This window comes from Psychroserpens sp. (assembly GCF_034670085.1).
Lineage (GTDB): Bacteria > Bacteroidota > Bacteroidia > Flavobacteriales > Flavobacteriaceae > Psychroserpens.
In genome coordinates, this window is sequence record NZ_JAXMOD010000006.1 from 19,662 (window position 1) to 39,422 (window position 19,761).

Annotated in this window: 18 protein-coding genes; 14 read left to right on the forward strand and 4 right to left on the reverse strand. The window is 33.0% G+C overall.

What is annotated here, in order from left to right; genetic code table 11:
• Window positions 1–33: 33 nt before the first annotated feature.
• The 8 genes from VOI25_RS10905 to VOI25_RS10940 all read left to right on the forward strand — a co-directional run bounded on the left by VOI25_RS10905 (window position 34) and on the right by VOI25_RS10940 (window position 8,887).
• Window positions 34–912, forward strand: coding sequence for a tetratricopeptide repeat protein (locus tag VOI25_RS10905; RefSeq protein WP_323789108.1), 879 nt, complete (start codon window positions 34–36; stop codon window positions 910–912).
• A gap of 10 nt (window positions 913–922) precedes the next feature.
• Window positions 923–2,701, forward strand: a complete 1,779-nt coding sequence (locus tag VOI25_RS10910) for a BatD family protein (RefSeq protein WP_323789109.1) — start codon at window positions 923–925, stop codon at window positions 2,699–2,701.
• A gap of 11 nt (window positions 2,702–2,712) precedes the next feature.
• Window positions 2,713–3,471 carry an SH3 domain-containing protein gene (locus VOI25_RS10915; RefSeq protein WP_323789110.1) on the forward strand — a complete coding sequence of 253 codons (759 nt, stop codon included), beginning with the start codon at window positions 2,713–2,715 and terminating at the stop codon, window positions 3,469–3,471.
• Window positions 3,472–3,530: 59 nt separating this feature from the next.
• Window positions 3,531–3,830 (forward strand): hypothetical protein, encoded by a 300-nt coding sequence (locus tag VOI25_RS10920; RefSeq protein ID WP_323789111.1) that lies wholly within the window; start codon window positions 3,531–3,533, stop codon window positions 3,828–3,830.
• A gap of 89 nt (window positions 3,831–3,919) precedes the next feature.
• A complete protein-coding gene (locus VOI25_RS10925) occupies window positions 3,920–5,500 on the forward strand; it encodes a SulP family inorganic anion transporter (protein ID WP_323789112.1) in 1,581 nt (526 codons plus the stop codon).
• Window positions 5,501–5,505: 5 nt separating this feature from the next.
• Window positions 5,506–6,303, forward strand: a complete 798-nt coding sequence (locus VOI25_RS10930) for a universal stress protein (protein ID WP_323789113.1) — start codon at window positions 5,506–5,508, stop codon at window positions 6,301–6,303.
• 79 nt (window positions 6,304–6,382) lie between these two features.
• Window positions 6,383–8,245 carry a SulP family inorganic anion transporter gene (locus tag VOI25_RS10935; protein WP_323789114.1) on the forward strand — a complete coding sequence of 621 codons (1,863 nt, stop codon included), beginning with the start codon at window positions 6,383–6,385 and terminating at the stop codon, window positions 8,243–8,245.
• Window positions 8,246–8,257: 12 nt separating this feature from the next.
• Complete coding sequence (locus VOI25_RS10940; RefSeq protein WP_323789115.1) at window positions 8,258–8,887, forward strand: carbonic anhydrase family protein; 630 nt, start codon at window positions 8,258–8,260, stop codon at window positions 8,885–8,887.
• Window positions 8,888–8,942: 55 nt separating this feature from the next.
• On the opposite strand, the gene VOI25_RS10945 is transcribed toward VOI25_RS10940, so the two are convergent.
• Window positions 8,943–9,464 (reverse strand): CvpA family protein, encoded by a 522-nt coding sequence (locus VOI25_RS10945; protein WP_323789116.1) that lies wholly within the window; start codon window positions 9,462–9,464, stop codon window positions 8,943–8,945.
• A 123-nt stretch (window positions 9,465–9,587) separates the two neighbouring features.
• Between VOI25_RS10945 and VOI25_RS10950 the strand changes: the two genes are divergently transcribed.
• The 4 genes from VOI25_RS10950 to VOI25_RS10965 all read left to right on the forward strand — a co-directional run bounded on the left by VOI25_RS10950 (window position 9,588) and on the right by VOI25_RS10965 (window position 11,935).
• The gene (locus VOI25_RS10950) at window positions 9,588–9,944 is read left to right on the forward strand and encodes a hypothetical protein (protein ID WP_323789117.1); all 357 of its coding nucleotides are present in this window, start codon (window positions 9,588–9,590) and stop codon (window positions 9,942–9,944) included.
• Between the two features lie 165 nt (window positions 9,945–10,109).
• Window positions 10,110–11,129: a phenylalanine--tRNA ligase subunit alpha gene (gene pheS, locus VOI25_RS10955; RefSeq protein ID WP_323789118.1), complete on the forward strand. Its 1,020-nt coding sequence runs from the start codon at window positions 10,110–10,112 to the stop codon at window positions 11,127–11,129.
• Between the two features lie 100 nt (window positions 11,130–11,229).
• Window positions 11,230–11,625: a hypothetical protein gene (locus VOI25_RS10960; protein ID WP_323789119.1), complete on the forward strand. Its 396-nt coding sequence runs from the start codon at window positions 11,230–11,232 to the stop codon at window positions 11,623–11,625.
• Window positions 11,626–11,635: 10 nt separating this feature from the next.
• Window positions 11,636–11,935 (forward strand): hypothetical protein, encoded by a 300-nt coding sequence (locus tag VOI25_RS10965; protein WP_323789120.1) that lies wholly within the window; start codon window positions 11,636–11,638, stop codon window positions 11,933–11,935.
• Here the strand turns inward: VOI25_RS10965 and VOI25_RS10970 are convergent, their stop codons facing one another.
• Window positions 11,936–12,937, reverse strand: coding sequence for an NAD(P)H-dependent glycerol-3-phosphate dehydrogenase (locus VOI25_RS10970; protein ID WP_323789121.1), 1,002 nt, complete (start codon window positions 12,935–12,937; stop codon window positions 11,936–11,938). It abuts the gene before it with no gap.
• A gap of 209 nt (window positions 12,938–13,146) precedes the next feature.
• Between VOI25_RS10970 and VOI25_RS10975 the strand changes: the two genes are divergently transcribed.
• On the forward strand, window positions 13,147–14,097 hold the full coding sequence (locus VOI25_RS10975) for a nicotinic acid mononucleotide adenyltransferase (protein WP_323789122.1): 951 nt from the start codon (window positions 13,147–13,149) through the stop codon (window positions 14,095–14,097).
• Between the two features lie 163 nt (window positions 14,098–14,260).
• Window positions 14,261–14,758 (forward strand): peptidoglycan-binding protein LysM, encoded by a 498-nt coding sequence (gene lysM, locus VOI25_RS10980; protein ID WP_323789124.1) that lies wholly within the window; start codon window positions 14,261–14,263, stop codon window positions 14,756–14,758.
• Window positions 14,759–14,911: 153 nt separating this feature from the next.
• On the opposite strand, the gene VOI25_RS10985 is transcribed toward lysM, so the two are convergent.
• Both VOI25_RS10985 and mfd read right to left on the reverse strand, forming a co-directional pair.
• Window positions 14,912–16,216, reverse strand: a complete 1,305-nt coding sequence (locus VOI25_RS10985) for a TlpA disulfide reductase family protein (RefSeq protein ID WP_323789125.1) — start codon at window positions 16,214–16,216, stop codon at window positions 14,912–14,914.
• A gap of 88 nt (window positions 16,217–16,304) precedes the next feature.
• A complete protein-coding gene (gene mfd / locus VOI25_RS10990) occupies window positions 16,305–19,706 on the reverse strand; it encodes a transcription-repair coupling factor (RefSeq protein ID WP_323789126.1) in 3,402 nt (1,133 codons plus the stop codon).
• Between the last annotated feature and the right edge of the window lie 55 nt (window positions 19,707–19,761).

The window sequence follows — 19,761 nt, forward strand, 5'->3', positions numbered from 1 at the left end:
TCACACAGTTTTTTATATTGCTGTTTACATACCATGAAAGTCAATATATTTACATATAATTCTAAGTTTAAAATTGGTCAGAACTTGAAACAATTGTTTGTCATTTGTTTGGTTTTAATACCTACGATCACTTTTGCCCAAGACAAAGACAAAGAGAAAGAACTCCAACTTCAAAAAGCGAATAATTATGTTTATGAAGGGAATGAACTCGTTGGCTCTGAAGACTATATTTCGGCAGAAATGGAATATAGAAAAGCCATTTCAGAGCTACCAACTAATATCGCTGGAACTTATAACTTAGGCAATTCTTATTATGAAAAAGGGCAATATGATGAGGCCTTATTTCGTCATTCTCAAGCCGCTGAAAAAGCAACATCGAAAGAAGAAAAACATAAGGCATATCACAATATTGGGAATATCCTAATGCAAAATAAAATGTGCCAAGAAGCTGTTGAAGCTTTTAAAAATGCATTGAGAAACGATCCTACTGATGACGAAACACGTTACAATTTCGCCATTGCGAAAGCATGTGCAGAGCAGCAACAAGATCAGCAGGATGAAAATGATGAACAGGAAAAAGAGCAAGACAAGGAAGGAGATGACGACGAAAAAGATAAAGGAGAAAACGAAGACAAAGAAGACGATCAAGATAAAAAAGACGAAGGTGACCAGGATAAAAAGGATGGCGATGATCAAAAGGATGATCAAGGGAAACCTAAAGATGAAAAAGATGGAAAAGAAGGTGAAAATAAAGATCAAAAAGGTCAGCCACAACCAAAACAAGGGCAATTGTCTCCTCAACAAATAAAGAATTTATTAGAGGCTATGAATAATCAAGAACAGAAAGTTCAGGAAAAAATGAATGCCGAAAAGCAAAAAGGAGTCAAAGTAAAGACAGAAAAAGATTGGTAGTACTTTTCAAATGAAACTAATAAAACACATATCGTTATTATTAATTGTACTAAGTACAAGCATTGCCTCTGCTCAAATAGAATTTGAAGCAAAAGTAAGTAAGACGAAGCTTGGGATTAATGAACGTTTGCGCATCGATTTTGAAATGAATAAGGATGGTGATAATTTTACACCACCAGATTTTAATGGTTTTACTGTGGTTGGAGGACCAAATACGTCTGTAAGTCAATCGTGGTTAAATGGCAAACGATCTTATAAAAAAACATATAGCTATTTCCTAGCTCCCAAAAAAAGAGGACCAATAAAAATTACACAAGCAACAATTGAAATTGATGGTGAAGTCTATAAAACGCAGGTTGTAACCGTAAACGTTACTGCTGCTGTTAAACGTCCAAACGATCCTGATAATGCCGAAAATGTAGCGTCTGAAAACATTCATTTGGTTGCAGAAGTTTCTAAGGCAAATCCTTACCTCAATGAAGCGATTACAGTCGTGTATAAACTTTATGTGTCCCAAAACACTGGCGTAAGTAATTGGAGAGAAATTGACAATCCTAGGTATAATGATTTTTGGAGTCAGAATATCAACATCAAAGGTTTAAAGATTCAGAATGGATCATATAATGGTGATGAAAACTATCGCTATGTAGTGCTACGTAAAACAGTCTTATATCCTCAAAAAACAGGAAAATTAGAAATAGAACCTCTTAGTTTAGATGTGACAGTTGAGGTGCCAACCAAACGTAGAGATATTTTTGGTGGAAGACTAATGACACAAGTTAATAAGCGTGTTTCGGCTGGTAGTAGAACCATAAATGTAAAGCCCTTACCAGATCAAGGAAAACCTGATAATTTCTCGGGTGCTGTAGGTAATTTGAAATTTAATGTCATCACTAGTAAAACCGAATTGAATGCTTCTGAATCATTGCAAGCAACTGTGGAAGTTACAGGAAATGGAAATTTAAAACTGTTTGAATTACCCAAATTAAAATTACCAAACTCACTTGAAGTTTATGAGCCAGAGCATAATGAGAAGGTAAATACAAACCTAGATGGAATGTATGGTTCAATTTCAGATAGTTATACGATTATTCCACAATACAAAGGTAAATATCCTGTACCGAGTATTTCATTTTCTTATTTTGATCTCAAAACTGAAAGTTATAAAACAGTATCCTCAGGAGAGATTGTAATAAATGTACTCGAAGGTCCAGTGAACACGACAAATTCAGATAATAATCTTGCTTCAGTAAACAATGGTAAACAAGATGTTGTATTACGTAGTGATCAATTTGCATTTGTTAAAACAGATGCTAATTTAAAACCTGTAAGTGCAAATTATTTCTTTAAAAGTACGGCATTTTGGACCTCTTTATTATTGCCTTTTTTAGCAATTCCGTTAGCCTTGGTATATCGCAAGAAAAAAGAGGAACGTAATGCAGATGTATTTGGAAATAGAATAAGAAAAGCAGATAAATTAGCAAAACGATACTTAAGTGAAGCTAAAAAATCTTTAGGACAAAAAGAGGCTTTTTATATTGCATTAGAGAAGGCTTTACATAATTATCTTAAAGCTAAATTACACATTGAAACAAGCGATTTCAGTAAAGAAAAAATACAAACCCTTTTAACTGAACGACTAGTCAACACGGATTCAATTCAAGAGTTTATAAAAATTTTAGAGCATTGTGAATTGGCTAGATATACACCAATTACAAATGTTGAAATGCAACAAGATTATGATAAGGCAGCTAAAACAATTTCCATAATTGATAAAGAACTAAGATAGTAATCAACGTAATGAAGCAACTAATTTACATTTTAGCGTTTTTTGCAAGCACACTAACATTTGCTCAAAATAATCAACTTTTTGAGGAAGCAAATGCCTTATACAATGATGCAAATTATACCGAAGCTCTGGAAAAATATAAAGCTATTTTAGATTCAGGGGAACATTCTGCAGAATTGTATTTCAATATCGCCAATTCGCATTACAAACTAAATCATATAGCGCCTAGTATTTATTTTTATGAGAAAGCTTTATTACTAAAGCCAAACGACAAAGACATTAAAAACAATATTGCATTTGCAAGAAATATGACTATTGATGCCATAGATTCAGTGCCTGAAGTTGGTATTTCGAAATTGATTAAAAATGCAACCAATATGTTGAGCTTTGATGCTTGGGCTATGGCTTCTGTTGTATTCGTTTTGCTTTTTGTGGTGTTATTTATAGCGTATTATTTTACCTATTCAACCTCAAAAAAACGATTTGCTTTTGTAACTAGTAATCTTTCAATACTCTTAGCGTTTGTGTCTTTAGGTTTTGCTTTTCATAAGTTCAAATTGGTTAGTAATGATCAACCTGCAATTGTATTTGCTCAGGAAACAAAGATTAAGAGTGAACCAAATTTGAGGAGTTCTGAAGCTTTTGTGCTTCATGAAGGCACAAAAGTTCAAGTCTTAGATACGGTTAGTAACTGGAAAAAAATCAAATTATCTGATGGCAAGATAGGTTGGGTAATGAATGACGACATTAAAATGTTGAAGACTTTTTAAATTTTATTTAACAAAATTCTCATAATCATACTTTATATTTGCTTTTTTCTAAATCAACCATGAACAAAACTATATTAGCTATTTTCTTTTCATTTATATTTTTGTCGCTTGTTACTGCGCCAACTATTATAATGGCTATTGATGATTCAATTGATATCTCTTTTATTTATAATATTTCCGAAGAAGAGGAAGAGAAAGGAAAAGAAGGTAATAAAGGATTTGAAAAGTTTGTTGTCGATTTAGATACTGAATTAGAAGGTTTTGTGACTCCAAATAATAGAGAGCATCTCGAGTATGCCTTTAAAAAATATCAAAAGCCTCATCTCAATTTAATTTTCCCACCTCCCGAATTCGTTTAATAATTTTTTTTGAAAACGGACAATTTCGTCCATAAAAAGTATTAAAAATTAGCTTTAGACTAAAGTCTTTAGCATAAATGAATTTATATATGTTTAAAACTATTAAAAGCGACTTACCTGCTAGTATCGTAGTGTTTTTTGTCGCATTACCATTATGTTTAGGTATTGCATTAGCCAGTGGAGCTCCACTTTTTTCTGGACTTATAGCAGGAATCGTGGGAGGAATTGTAGTAGGTGGATTGAGTGGCTCTAAAATTGGAGTAAGTGGTCCAGCTGCAGGATTAGCTGCAATTGTATTAACAGCTATTGGAACTTTAGGAGGTTATGAAAACTTTTTAGTTGCAGTTGTTTTAGGTGGAATTATTCAATTAATTTTTGGCTTACTTAAAGCAGGAATTATTGGTTACTATTTTCCATCATCTGTAATTAAAGGCATGTTAACAGGTATTGGTATTATTATTATCCTAAAGCAAATCCCTCACTTTTTTGGATATGATCCAGATCCAGAAGGCGATTTTGCTTTTTTTCAGGTAGATGGGGAAAATACATTTTCTGAAATTATTAATGCCTTTAATCATATTGCTCCAGGTTCAGCCTTAATTGGTACAATTGGTTTAGGTATTTTGTTATTATGGGATAAAGTACTATCAAAAAAAGGAAAAATATTTCAACTTGTTCAAGGGCCTTTAGTTGCTGTTGTAGTTGGTATTATCTTTTTCGTCCTTACAAAATCGCATGAGACTTTAGGTATTGATCAATCACACCTTGTAAGTGTGCCTATACCAGAAGATGCCGCATCTTTCTTAGGACAATTTAGTTTTCCTAATTTTTCGGAAATAACTAATCCTGAAATATGGATTGTTGCCTTTACAATTGCTCTTGTAGCGAGTTTAGAAACTTTATTATGTGTTGAAGCAACAGATAAACTAGATCCTCACAAAAATGTAACACCAACCAATAGAGAGCTTTTAGCTCAAGGAACTGGTAATATCATTTCAGGTATGATTGGTGGATTGCCTATTACTCAGGTAATTGTGCGAAGTTCAGCTAATATTCAATCTGGAGGTCGAAGTAAGATGTCGGCAATCATTCATGGATTTTTCTTGTTGATTTCAGTGATTTTAATTCCTAGATTACTAAACATGATTCCATTATCTGTATTGGCTTCAATATTATTTATAGTTGGATTTAAATTAGCAAAACCATCACTCTTCAAGAAAATGTACGATTTAGGATGGAAACAATCTATACCATTTTTTGTAACAGTTCTAGGAATCGTTTTTACAGATTTACTGGTAGGAATTGGTATGGGATTAGCCGTTGGAATCGTTGTGATTTTAATCAAAAGCTATCAAAACTCTCACTTTTTACATATTGAAGATAAAAGTAATGGGAAGCATAAAATAAAAATGACACTTGCTGAAGAAGTAACATTTTTTAATAAAGGTGCTATTTTGAAAGAATTAGATAGCTTGCCAAGAGATACTCAATTAGTTTTGGATGTCACAAAAACAAGGTATTTAGATAACGATATTGTCGAAATTCTAGATGACTTTGCATTTAAAGCAAAAGAGAGAGACATTGATATTCAACTGATTTCAGAAAGAGGAATTGTTGAGAATCCTGATAGTTTTATTGAATTCTTTAAACTCAGACCAAAAACAGCTTAAAAATTATGAAAAAAAATAAATATAAAATCTTAGTACTTTCAGATATGAAAAGTGCTTCGGGAAACACTATTAAAAGTGGTGTTAGTTTCGCTAAAATGATTAACGCAGATTTACATGTATTCCATGTAAAAAAGCCTACCGAAATTGTAGCAATTGAAAGCCAATTATCGGCTATTAGAACAATCAATAAATCTTATCTTGAAAGAGATAATGCAATCAAAACTCTAATTGAGCCAATTTCTAAAGATTATGACATTAATATAACATGTAATCATGCATTTGGTAATGTGAAAACTGAAATAATGGATTGCATACAAGAGCTAAAACCTGATATTATTGTTTTAGGAAAAAGAAAATCAAAATCAACCAATTTACTCGGTGATAATATTACTGATTTCGTTATTAAAAACCACGAAGGCGCAGTAATTATCGCTTCAGAGGAAAATGCTTTAATGCCTAATACAGAGTTGTCATTGGGAGTGTTAAATGGTGATAATAATTCGTTCAATCTGGAGTTTGCTCATAGCTTATTCAATCATACACAAAAGCCATTAAGGTCATTTACAACAGATCTGTCTAAAGTTGATTCAAAGGATAGTAAAGCTTCTATCAACAAAAACACAGTTGAGGTTGTATTTGATAATGGTGCAAATTCAATTAAAAGTTTGTCAAATTATTTAACTAAAAGTGATGTGAATTTGTTGTGTGTAAATCGGGGACATAAGAGTAAAGCCAATAATAAATCCGATTTTAAGAATGTGATTAGTAAGGTGAATGTGTCATTATTAATATCATGCAACTAATTTAAGTTATTGAAAGTTGCTTAATAGTTTTTTTATAATGAAAAAGCATTAAATTTAGGGATATCCTAATTAATTATATATGAAGAACTTATTTTCAAATATTAAAGGCGATGCATTTGGTGGTATTACTGCTGGAATTGTTGCTTTACCGCTTGCTTTAGCATTTGGTGTGTCCTCTGGCTTAGGACCAACTGCTGGATTGTATGGCGCAATTTTCATCAGTTTTTTTGCAGCACTTTTTGGTGGTACTAGCACTCAAATCTCTGGTCCAACTGCACCTATGACTGCCGTAAGTATGGTTGTTATAGCTGGAATTATTGCTACAAATGATGGAGATATTAATAAGGCACTTCCCGTAATTTTAACTGTTTTTTTATTAGCCGGATTAATGCAAATTGGCCTAGGAGCTTTAGGCTTAGGAAAGTACATTAGGTATATTCCCTATCCTGTAGTTTCAGGATTTATGACAGCCATTGGTGTTATTATTTTGTTGACTCAAATTTTACCTTCTTTAGGATATTATCCAAAGGAAGATATGGCGTTTGTTGATCAGTTTAAGCCAGCAGCTGAAGAGGTTATTTTAGAAAATATTTTGAAAGAAGAAGCAGGTGAAGGGATTTTAGTACTTGAAAATTTCAAGGAAACTATTTCTAGAGCCAGTGAAATCTCTCAAGCCGATATTTTAAAAGAATCACAAACATTGGCAGCAAAAGAAACTTCTGGAGCTTTAGGAGCCATTAGAGCAATACCAAAAGCAATAATGAATATTAATTGGTTAGAACTCCTTTTAGCGCTAGGTACAATTTTTATTATTTACGGATTTAAACGCATAACAAAGGCAGTACCGAGTACTCTAGTTTCATTAATCGTAATGTCTGGTATCGCAGTTGGTTTTGGTTTAGATTACAGACCTATTGAAGAAATACCTAGTGGACTTCCAATTCCTAATTTAGAAATATTCACGGCGTTTAGCTTAAACAGTATTACGCCATATATTTTTACAGCTTTAACTCTTGCATTGTTAGGAGCAATTGATTCATTATTAACAAGTGTTGTTGCAGATAATATGACAAAAACGAAGCATAAACCTAATAAAGAATTGGTTGGTCAAGGTATTGGTAATAGTATTGCGGCTATTTTTGGCGGAATTCCAGGTGCAGGTGCAACCATTAGAACCGTTGTTAATATTAGCTCAGGCGGAAAGACAAAATTATCGGGAATGATTGCAGGAGTAATGTTACTTATAATTTTGCTTGGTCTTGGTCCTATTGCATCAAAAATTCCAGCGGCTGTTTTGGCTGGGATATTAATTACTGTTGGTATTGGTGTTATGGATTATAAAGGTTTAAAGGCTATTCCTGCTTTACCAAAAGACATAAAATTAGGACCACTTAAATTAAGCTCAGAGGTGTTAATCATGTTAATAGTACTATTGTTATCAACCTTTTGGAATTTAGTATATGCAGTAGGAATTGGATTAGTAATCGCATCATTGATGTTTATGAAAAAAATTGGAGACCTTACTGCAGAACGTTCGGATGTAAAACCTCTAAAAGAAGAAGCTTGGGATGATGAAGCTGATTTTCCTAATAAGTTAAAAGAAGAAGTTTTTATTAAACACTTAAAAGGGCCATTATTTTTTGGATCAACTTCAGATTTTCAACAACTTACCCTACAAATACCAAGTACAGCTTCTATTGTGATTTTAAGATTGGGACGTATGCAATATATGGATCAATCTGGATTATATGCTATGGAAGACATGCTTCTAGAATTAAAAGCTAGAAATGTAGATGTTCTATTTGTAGACCTATTAAAACAACCAAGATATATGATGGAACGAATCGACATAATTCCCGATTTTGTGCCTGAAGAACACATTTTTAAATCGTTTAAAAATTGTTTGTCTTGGATTAAATTAAACGTAAAAAACAAGTATTAAAAATTTTATCAAATGAAAAATATAGCAATTACAAAAGACGTACAAAGCGCATTATCACCAAATCAAGTATTACAAGATTTATTAGATGGAAATAATCGTTTTGTTAACGGTCAATCTCAAACTACAGATAATTCAGCATTAGTAAATCAAACTATTGGTGGACAATTTCCTAAAGCCGTTGTACTATCATGTATTGATTCTCGTGTGCCAGTTGAAACTGTTTTAGATCAGGCTATTGGTGATATATTTGTTGCCAGAGTCGCTGGAAATTTCGAAAATGTAGATATCTTAGGAAGCCTAGAATATTCATGTAAAGTAGCAGGTAGTAAATTGGTCTTAGTTCTAGGTCACGAAAGTTGTGGAGCTGTTAAAGCGGCTTGCGATGGTGTAGAGCTTGGAAATATTACTGCTATGCTAGATAATATTGTGCCTGCAGTTAGAAAAGCTACCGAAGAAGAAGATGGATTAACAACATCAGAAAACAAAGCTTTTGTTGCCAGAACAGTAAAATATAATGTTGCACTTACTATGGATAGAATTCGTGAAAAAAGTCCAATATTAGCAGATATGGAAGCTAATGGAGAGATCCAAATTGTTGGAGGTGTATATAGTCTTCACACAGGGAAAGTAGAAATGATTTAGACGTATTTTTTACAATACGCAAAAACTGTCTATTTATATAGGCAGTTTTTTGTTTTTACGAATCACCATCAGAATCTTCACTGGTTTCGTCTTTTCCTTTGTTTATAATACTTGGGAAAATTAGTGGTGCTAAATTTCTCACAGGTTCATAAAGAATAGAGTCTTCCAGATCTTTTTCATCTGCAAACGGAATGGTATTATTCATAGTATCAAAAACAATAAGTAAGACACTTAAAATCAAACCAATTTTTAGAGCTCCAAACACACCACCAAGTAGTTTGTTCAAAATTCCTAAGGCAGCAAAATTGGCAAGTTTAGTTAATGCTTTTCCTGCAAGCGCAATGACCAAAACAATAATGACAAAAGTGACAGCAAAAGCAACAATATTGATGTATTTTTCATCCCAATCTAATTTGCTGTCTAAAAATCCTGCTGCAAAATTACTAAAATGAATTGCTCCATACACACCAGCTATTAGTGCAACTAAAGAAGCAACTTCTACAAAAAGACCTTTCATAAAACCTCGTATAAGACCGAAAAGTAAAAGGGAACCTAAAATAATATCAATTAAAGCCATAGTGAATCAGTTTTAACAAACGTACATAATTTTTCTTATTTTAAAATAATAACGCTTTTCAAGAGGGTATAGTTTATTAACTTTGCAAATTGTAATTAAATACATTCCTGAAAAGGGAACACTATGGCGAGAGATGAACAATTAAAAGAACGATGGGATTTGGTAGTAAAAAAGTTATCAGATCAATTTGCAGATGGAGATACCTTAGATTTAGATGCCATTATATATTTAATAGGAGTGCAAGAATTAGGGCAGTTTGAACGTAAATTCAAAAAAGATCATAAAATCGATTTAATGCATATTGCCATCTGTAAATTATTGTCACCATACGGTTATTATGAGTTCGATTATGTAGACGAAGACGGTTGGCCTCATTATATGGTTAAGGAGCAATTACCAACGTTAAAAGCTGGTGAGCAGAGTGTTTTAATGAAAGATGCCATTGTCAACTATTTTATAGAAACCAAGTTTATAGATTAATTTTGGGCGTTACCACAAGGGTCGCGCTCTCGGCAGTCGCTTTATATTTGCATAAAAGTCAAATATAAGAGCTTCAACAAATGCCTCCATCACTAACGCAAATCGCGATAAAATTCATAAATTTGCCATTCATTTTTAAGTTACTGAACTAAATTCAGCACAGGCATGATAGATAAGATAAAAGAACTCATAGCAGAAGCCGAAGCATTTAAAGCACAATCTAAAGAAGAGGTTGAGGCATTTCGTATCAAATATTTAGGTAAAAAAGGCCTACTCAATGATTATTTTGCTGAGTTTAAAAATGTAGCTAACGAACAAAAGAAAGAATTTGGTCAAACCATAAATCAGCTTAAAAAAACAGCTGAAGAAAAAGTAAATGCTTTAAAAGAGGAGTTAGAAAGTAAAGAAGATACTGCAGGTGTTTATGGTGATTTATCACGTCCTGGAGAACCAATCCAAATTGGTGCACGTCATCCTATTTCTATCGTTAAAAATCAAATTATTGATATCTTTTCACGCATCGGATTTAACGTTAGTGAAGGTCCAGAAATTGAAGATGACTGGCACAACTTTACGGCTTTAAACTTACCAGAATACCATCCAGCAAGAGATATGCAGGATACGTTCTTTATTCAGACAAATCCTGATGTCTTATTACGTACCCATACGAGTTCAGTTCAAGTGCGTTACATGGAAAATAATAAACCGCCTATTCGTACAATTTCTCCTGGTCGCGTGTTTCGTAATGAAGCTATTTCGGCACGTTCGCATTGTTTTTTCCATCAAGTAGAAGGTTTGTATATTGATAAAGATGTGAGTTTTGCCGATTTAAAACAAACCTTACAATACTTCACCACCGAAATGTTTGGGAAGTCTAAAATACGTTTACGTCCATCATATTTTCCATTTACAGAACCAAGTGCTGAGGTAGACGTATATTGGGGATTAGAGACCGAAACCGATTATAAAATGACCAAAGGAACAGGTTGGTTAGAGATTATGGGTTGCGGAATGGTTGATCCTAATGTGTTAGAAAACTGCGGTATTGATTCTAAAGAATACTCAGGTTTTGCTTTTGGTATGGGAATCGATCGTATTGCATTACTGCTGCATCAAATTAGTGATATTCGTTTGCTTAGCGAAAATGATGTGCGTTTCCTTGAGCAATTTAAAAGTGCACTTTAGATGAACTTTGTCATTCTGAACGATGTGAGGAATCTCATATTACATAAAGATTGCCACAACTGACTAAAAAGTCAGTTTCGCAATGACAACTATCAAAATCATGAAAAAAGACATCAAAATTCCAGAAGTTAAAGACGTTTTTGTAGCTGTAGTTCAAGAGCAACATCCAGAATATAAAACCCAAGATTGGAATGCGTATATCATCAACAATAAAGATGTTGATCTAGATACTGTTTTAATTGTGTCTAATGGTTATTCAGAAAAAAAGATAACACCTGTCATGCGTCATTCCATAAAGCTATTGCCAGCAAGAAGTTATGCAAAAATAGAGTTTATGCAAAATGATGTGCTTGAGCTTAATAATGAGTTTAAAGTCACTTTTTTTGAAGGCAATCAAATGTTAGATAAAACATATGTATTCAGAAAGAATACGATTAATATTAAAGCATTACAGACCATTCCTTTAATGCAATTGAAAGGTGTATTAGTGAAGTAGGTGCTACCAAATGGAAGATTTAAAAAAACAATTTGATAACGAATTAACAAGAGCCCAAAATGGTATTGTGCTTTCTCGCGAATACAAACGAAAAAAGCTTATCATGTATGCCATACGAACTATTATAGCAATTGTTTTATTCTATATATTTTGGGATCACCAATGGGTAAAATGGATGCTATATGTATATATTCCCGTAAATCTTATTTTCCTGGTTTCAATTTTCGTAGTGCCTTCTTTTTTAAAAAGAAAAATAGTTGAGACACAAAATAAAATAGAAGAGTTAGACCAAGTGTTTGAAGAGGAGTAGCTAATCTAATTTATCCGTGAGTTTCTTAAATACTTTTTTAGGGTTTTTATTCTCATATAGAATTTCGTAAACCGCTTCAATTATTGGTAATCTTGTCTTTTTAACGTTTTTGAGATTAAGCTCATGTGCACTTTTGGTAGCATAATATCCTTCAGCAACCATACTCATTTCCATTTGAGCCGATTTAACAGTGTAGCCTTTCCCAATCATGGTACCGAACATACGATTTCGCGAAAATGTAGAATAACCAGTTACTAATAAATCGCCTAAATAGGCCGAGTTATTAATGTTTCGTTTCATTTTGTGCATCTTTTTGATAAAACGTTTCATTTCCCGAATTGCATTACTCATTAATACACTTTGAAAATTATCACCATAACCTAAACCATGAGCAATTCCTGCGGCAATGGCATATATATTTTTCAGCATGACAGCATATTCAGTACCAATAATATCATCACTAATTTTAGTTTTGATATAATCGCTTGACAAAACATCTGCAATAGTTTGAGCTTTTACAGCATCTGCACAAGAAATCGTTAAATACGATAAACGCTCGAGTGCTACTTCTTCAGCATGACAAGGTCCTGCAATAACTGCAATGTTCTCAAACGGGATGTTGTAAATATCATGAAAATGTTCGCCTACTAATAATCCAGATTGAGGCATAATACCTTTCACAGCAGAGACAATCGTTTTTTGAGAAATATCAACTGTGAGTTTTTCTAACTCAGAATGCATAAATGCCGAAGGAATAACAAAAATCAATACATCAGCCCAGTCAGCCAATTCATTAATATCATTACTTAATTTGAGTTGTTCAATTTTAAACTCTACTGAACTTAAATAACTTGGGTTGTGTTGTTCTTTTAGTAAATGCTCTTTAGTATACACGCTTCGCATGTACCAACCTACTTCATCTAAATTTTCGCAAAGCATTTTAACAATAGCTGTTGCCCAACTTCCTGCTCCAAAAACGGCATATTTTAAAGGTTGATTCATAAATGGATCATCAATGGTTTAGTTATTCAAAAATACATAAAATATAGCGACTTTTAATTTTGGCACGCGTTTTGGATTAGTTACCATAGTAACCCAAAAATTGAGGATCATGAAATGAACATAAACTTTTAGAATCTGAATTTTAGAAATAAGATTTTTAAAAGTTTTGTGAATTCCATTTGACATTGGTTTTTATAAAACATGAACATATGAAAACAATAAAAATACTTTTAGGCTTTGTTCTAAGTGCTACACTTTTAACATCTTGTTATACTGAAGAAGTGATTATTAATGATTTTGATAATCAACCAGGTATTTCTCTAAATCAATTATTGGGTTCTTATGAGCTATGGTATGTTGATATCAATCAAACTTTAGGTCCAGGAGAAACACCGTTCTTACAAATAGCATTTACGATGTCATTTAGAAACGGATTGGTGTATGCTAATAATAATTTGGTTGGTTTTGGAAATCAAGGTGGTGGATTTGGGATTGATGTTGGAACATACGATGCATACAATATGATTTTAGATATCTACCATGATATTGATGGTTACCAGACCTTTGATGTCTATCAAATTGATAATAATACTATTGAGTTATATAACCCATATAACGATACCTCTTATTTCTTGAATGGATACCAAAGAAGCAATTTTGATTATGACTATGTGTTTTATGATAACATTCATTATTTCCTTCAGGAATATGAAGCATGGGAAAAAACATATACCAGTCAAATGGGAATGCTAAACGAATTTGATAATGAAAACTATTTACAGTTTTTAGCTGGTGGTAATGACTCTGAGTTTAGAAGCTCTCAAGATTCAAACATTGGGAATCCAAATAACATTTATTGGGCTTATACTGGAGTTTATGGCGTTGGAAATATTAGCAATAATATGTACTTGAAAACATTAACATTAGATTATGACTTTTTCGACAATGAATTCTTCGAATTGAGCGTTATTAATGATCAAAGAATAGAATTGTACCATCCAACTTCTAATACAGTATATGAGTTTACAGGAAGAGGATACATTCAGTTCTTGCGTGAGACAGATGCTGAAGGAAGAAAAATTGAAGGTAAAAAAGAACTTAAAAAACGTAAGCAGAAAACTGCTAAAAAAGAAAACCCTAGGGTAAATAAAAGGAGCTAAATTTTGGTTGGTTATTTAGCCCAGAAACGTCCACCTCATTAATTTGAGTTGGGCGTTTTCTTTTGTAGTGACTTATTAAAGTTTTATGTGTCTAAAGCATAGATATTCATCAGATATCTTTAACTTTAAGAATTAACTATTAATATTAAAACAAAATTACATTATGGGACTATTTTCATTTATTAAAAACGCAGGAGCAAAAGTTTTTGGAATAGGGAAAACAACTGAAGAAGAAGCGGCAGAAGCAAGAGCAAAAGCTAATGCAGCAGAATTAAAAGCTGAAGAAGCGGCTGCAAGAAATCTTGAAGAAACAATTAACGATTTACAATTACAAGTTGAAGGACTAAATGTATTTGTAGATGATGATATGGCTAGAATTTCTGGAATGGCCTATGATCAAGCCACTAGAGAAAAAGTGATTTTAGTTGTTGGAAACACAGCTGGAATTGCAACTGTTGATGATCAAATGACAGTTGAACATACTGAGCCAGAAGCACAGTTTCATACGGTTTCAAGTGGAGATACATTAGGAAAAATAGCAAAGCAATATTATGGTAACGCTATGAAGTATCCTTTAATTTTTGAAGCTAATAAGCCAATGTTGACAGATCCAGATAAAATTTATCCAGGTCAAGTATTACGTATTCCACATTTGGGATAATTTTTTGTCATTCCGCACTGGATGCTTAAACTACTTGAATGAGATCCTAGTTACTGAAACAGGTTTAGTATAGACAAGTTCAAGATGACGAAACACAGGTTATAATAAATTAATTGAATAAAGCGCAACTTAATGTTGCGCTTTTTTGGTTTTTTAATCTAAAACTTTCTTTAAAGCTTCAAAATCATATGGTTTGGCTATAATAGTTTTGTCTTTATCTAACAACACATAAGTTGGTGTTGCACCTACTCCGTAAGCATTAGAAATTGGATTGTCCCATTTCCCTAAACCGAGTACATGTATGAAATCTGAATATTTAGAAATGGTTTTTTGCCAACCTTCGGCCTCGTCTTCTAGACCAATAGCAATTACTTTTATATTTGGTTTAGAATCTAAAATTGCTTTTACTTTTGGTAATTCATCAAGGCAGTGTCCACAAGTGCTGCTCCAAAATATAATTAAGTATTGCTCAGCAATATTTAAATTATGAAGTGTTTTCTTAGTGCCATTTTCGGTTAGCCCTAAATCAAAATCTTGAGCTGTTTTACCTATCTGGTTGTTTTGATATACGATTTGTGCTTCGGTTAAGTTCAGGTAATTTCCTGTAGTACTCAATGCCATTAAATAGGAATCTGAAATATAATTTGCAACCTCCGTATTGTCCATGTCTTTAAAACGACTCCAAACCATTTCTAGAAGTATGGTTTTAATTTCCGTTTTGTCTTCACCAATGCTATTCATAACATGATCTATATCTGCTTTATAAACGTCATTAGTAGTGTTTTCAGTCATTCCAAAGATATAAGCTAATACACGATCAACCAAAAAATCTGAACTTTGAAGTAAGTCATCATTAAAATCTACATGTGATAAAAAGGTACGCTTTAAGTTTTTAGAATAGGTAGAAACATGTTCATAAGATTTTGGGATATATGGTGTATTTGCTTTGATGAATTTAGAAGCCATGGTTCCTTTTGAAGCCTCTTCAAACGCAATCTGCGTGTCTTTTAAAGTTTTAAAAATATCATGAAATGCTTTTTCATTTACGCTTTCTTGAGTGTAATAATTGCTAATGGTTCTATTTACCATTTCCATACTATTCGTGTAAGATGACCACAATTTATTCTCAATACTCTGGGTAAATTCTAAACCTTTGTCATTACTGTAGGTTAGTGCAACACTTTCCTTACCATTATATATAAGATCAAAATTGTTGTCTTCAGGCGGAAGTGCATAAACTATTTTATAAATTCCAGCAGTTACAGAAGGATCTAATGGGATTGTAAAATTACCGGCTTCATCAATTTGTGCTCTATCTACATAATCTGATCCTGTTGGAGTTGCATGATATAAAAAAGCATAGGTGTAATCTGCTGCAGGTGAAAACGTACCATTGATACTATGTTGTGAAAACATGCTAAATGGAATTAAAAAAAGGAAAATAAATACGTATCTCATAGGTATGAATTAATTAAAGTGAAACACGCCTTATTTCACCGTTAATCTGATTTCAAATATTAAGCCAAATATCTGAATTTTATTGTTTTTATATGTCTTGAAGCCTGCTTAGTGCTTGTTTAACCGATTTTATGTGTTCAAATGTTAAAAGTAAACGTAAGCCATTTCTAGTTTGTTTTTCTTTCATCTTACAGTCTTTCGGACGGGTTTGAACATATTTCAAAACTCTAGTAAATCTATCACTTTGGTAAAACGGACTTTGTTGATCGTTGATGAAGTAACCAACGAAGCGACCCTTTTTCATGATGATTTTTTCTAATCCGATTTTAGTAGCAACCCATTTTACACGAACACTATTTAATAAATCAACTACCTGAACAGGTAACTCTCCAAAGCGGTCAATAATTTCGGTTTCGAATGTTGTAAGTTCTTCTTCTGTCTTAAGCGTATTGAGTTTGGTATATAGATTCAAACGTTCTGTGATATTATTGACGTAATCATCAGGGAAAAGCAATTCGAAATCAGTATCAATCGTAATGTCTTTGACATATTCTTTTTCTTTTCCATCGTCTTGATATAAATCTTTAAACTCATTTTCTTTAAGTTCATCAATGGCCTCGTTCAAGATTTTTTGATAGGTATCAAAACCAATATCATTTATAAATCCACTTTGTTCGCCTCCTAATAAATCACCAGCTCCACGAATTTCTAAATCTTTCATTGCAATATTAAAACCGCTTCCAAGTTCAGTAAATTGTTCTAGGGCTGTGATACGTTTGCGAGCATCATTTGTCATTGCTGAATATTCTGGAGTGATGAAATAACAAAAGGCTTTTTTATTACTTCGACCAACTCGACCTCGCATTTGGTGTAAATCACTCAACCCAAAATTATTCGCATTATTAATAAAAATGGTATTTGCATTTGGTACATCTAATCCACTTTCAACAATGGTTGTACTTACCAAAACATCAAACTCACCATTCATGAATGCGAGCATGAGATGTTCTAGTTTTTTACCTTCCATTCGTCCATGGCCAATACCAATTTTTGCATCAGGAACTAAGCGCTGAATCATTCCAGCCACTTCTTTAATATTTTCAATACGGTTATGGATAAAGAAAATTTGTCCACCACGTTGGATTTCATAAGTCACTGCATCTCTAATAGTTTCTTCATTAAAACGAATCACGTGACTTTCTATAGGATATCGATTTGGAGGAGCAGTTGTGATGACAGATAAATCACGAGCTGCCATCAAACTAAATTGTAAAGTTCGAGGAATAGGAGTTGCAGTTAGAGTCAACACATCAACATTATCTTTGAGTGTTTTTAGTTTCTCTTTTACGGCAACACCAAACTTTTGTTCTTCGTCTACAATGAGCAAACCTAAATCTTTAAAGACTACATTTTTATTGACCAGTTGATGAGTTCCAATGATAATATCTACATGACCTTTTTCTAACTTCTCAAGGGTTTCTCGTTTTTCTTTAGCAGTTCTAAAACGGTTTAGGTAATCAACAGTCACTGGAAAATCTTTAAGACGTTCGCTTATGGTTCTGTGATGTTGATAGGCAAGAATGGTCGTTGGAACCAATATAGCAACTTGTTTTCCGTTATCTACTGCTTTAAAAGCAGCTCGAATAGCGACTTCAGTTTTACCGAAACCTACATCACCACAAACGAGACGATCCATTGGTCGTTCGCTTTCCATATCAGCTTTAATATCTGCAGTAGATGTAATTTGATCTGGTGTATCCTCATAAATGAAAGAGGCTTCTAATTCATGCTGAAGATAACTATCAGGTTTGTATTGGTAGCCTTTTTCGAGTTTACGCTTTGCATAGACTTTAATCAGGTTGAATGCAATTTCCTTAACACGAGATTTTGTCTTTTGCTTTAGTGTTTTCCAGGCTTTACTTCCTAGTTTATAAATTTTAGGAGGTTTACCGTCTTTACCATTAAACTTGGTGATTTTATGAAGCGAATGAATGCTTAAATACAAAACATCACGTTCACCATACACTAATTTAATAGCTTCCTGTTTTTTGCCTTCAACATCAATTTTTTGAAGTCCACCAAATTTTCCAATCCCATGATCAATATGAGTTACATAATCTCCAATATCTAAATTGGTTAATTCCTTTAGTGTAATGGCTTGCTTTTTAGCATATCCATTTTTAAGATGGAATTTATGATACCGTTCAAAGATCTGATGGTCAGTATAACAGGTAATCTTTTGGTCATGATCTATAAATCCTTGATAAAGAGATAGCACGACTGTTTTGTAATGCACATCTTCTTCTACATCCTCAAAAATATCATGAAATCGTTTAGCCTGTTGTTCACTTACACAAGCAATATAATTTGTGTACCCTTTTTCATGATTTGTGTTGAGGTCTTCAATTAAAAGGTTGAATTGCTTATTAAACGATGGTTGAGGTGTGGTGTTAAAATTAATAACCTTGCTGTCATCCCGAGCGTAGTCGAGGGCATTTTCACCGTTTTTGTTCTTTGACCTCTCGACTACGCTCGATGTGACACAGAAGTGAGCTGCCGTTCCAAATTCTACTAGGCTGAAATCAATAAGCTGACGCTTTAGTAATTTAGAATTACAGAACAATTCTTCAGGAGCCGAATGCTTTAATTCCGAAGAAATAGTTTTAAATGTTTCTTCTGCTTTACCGAAGAAATCATCAATTCTTGAAAACAGCAAATCAGTATTTTTAGAAAACACCACTGTTTTTTGAGCAATATATTTTAGGAAACTCTGTCGGCTTTCCTCTAAAAATTTATTAGCAACATTGGGTATGATGCCTATCTTTTTAATTTGCTCTGTTGAGAGTTGTGTTTCAACATCAAAGGTTCTTATGCTATCGACTTCATCCCCAAAAAATTCAATTCGATAAGGTTCATCGTGCGAAAATGAAAAGACATCAACAATACCACCTCGAACCGAAAACTCACCTGGTTCGGTTACAAAATCGACGCGTTTAAATTTATATTCAAACAGGACTTCATTTACAAAATCTAAAGATAATTCATCACCAACTGAAATCTTTAAGGTATTCTTTTCAAGTTCACGACGCGTGACTACTTTTTCAAAAAGCGCATCAGGATAGGTGACTATGATAGCTGGTTTTTTTCTAGAATTTATTCGGTTTAAAACTTCGGCTCTTAATAATACATTAGCATTATCAGTTTCCTCAATTTGATAAGGTCTACGATAACTTCCAGGATAAAAAAGCACATCCTTATCATTAAGCAGTATTTCTAAATCATTAAGATAAAAAGCGGCTTCTTCTTTATCATTAAAAACAAGTAAAAATGGAAGCTCAGAAGCTTTAAAGGCTTCGTAAATGACTAATGACAACGAGGACCCAACTAAACCTTTGATGTGTAATTTTGCTCCAGTTTGAGCAATAGTAGTTTGCAGATTTTGCATTTGCAAAGCCTCTGCATACGTTTGCGAGAGAATGGTTTTACTCAAGACATTATATTTTGTGCAAATATAAAATATTTGTGCTTTGGCGTATTGTTAAAAT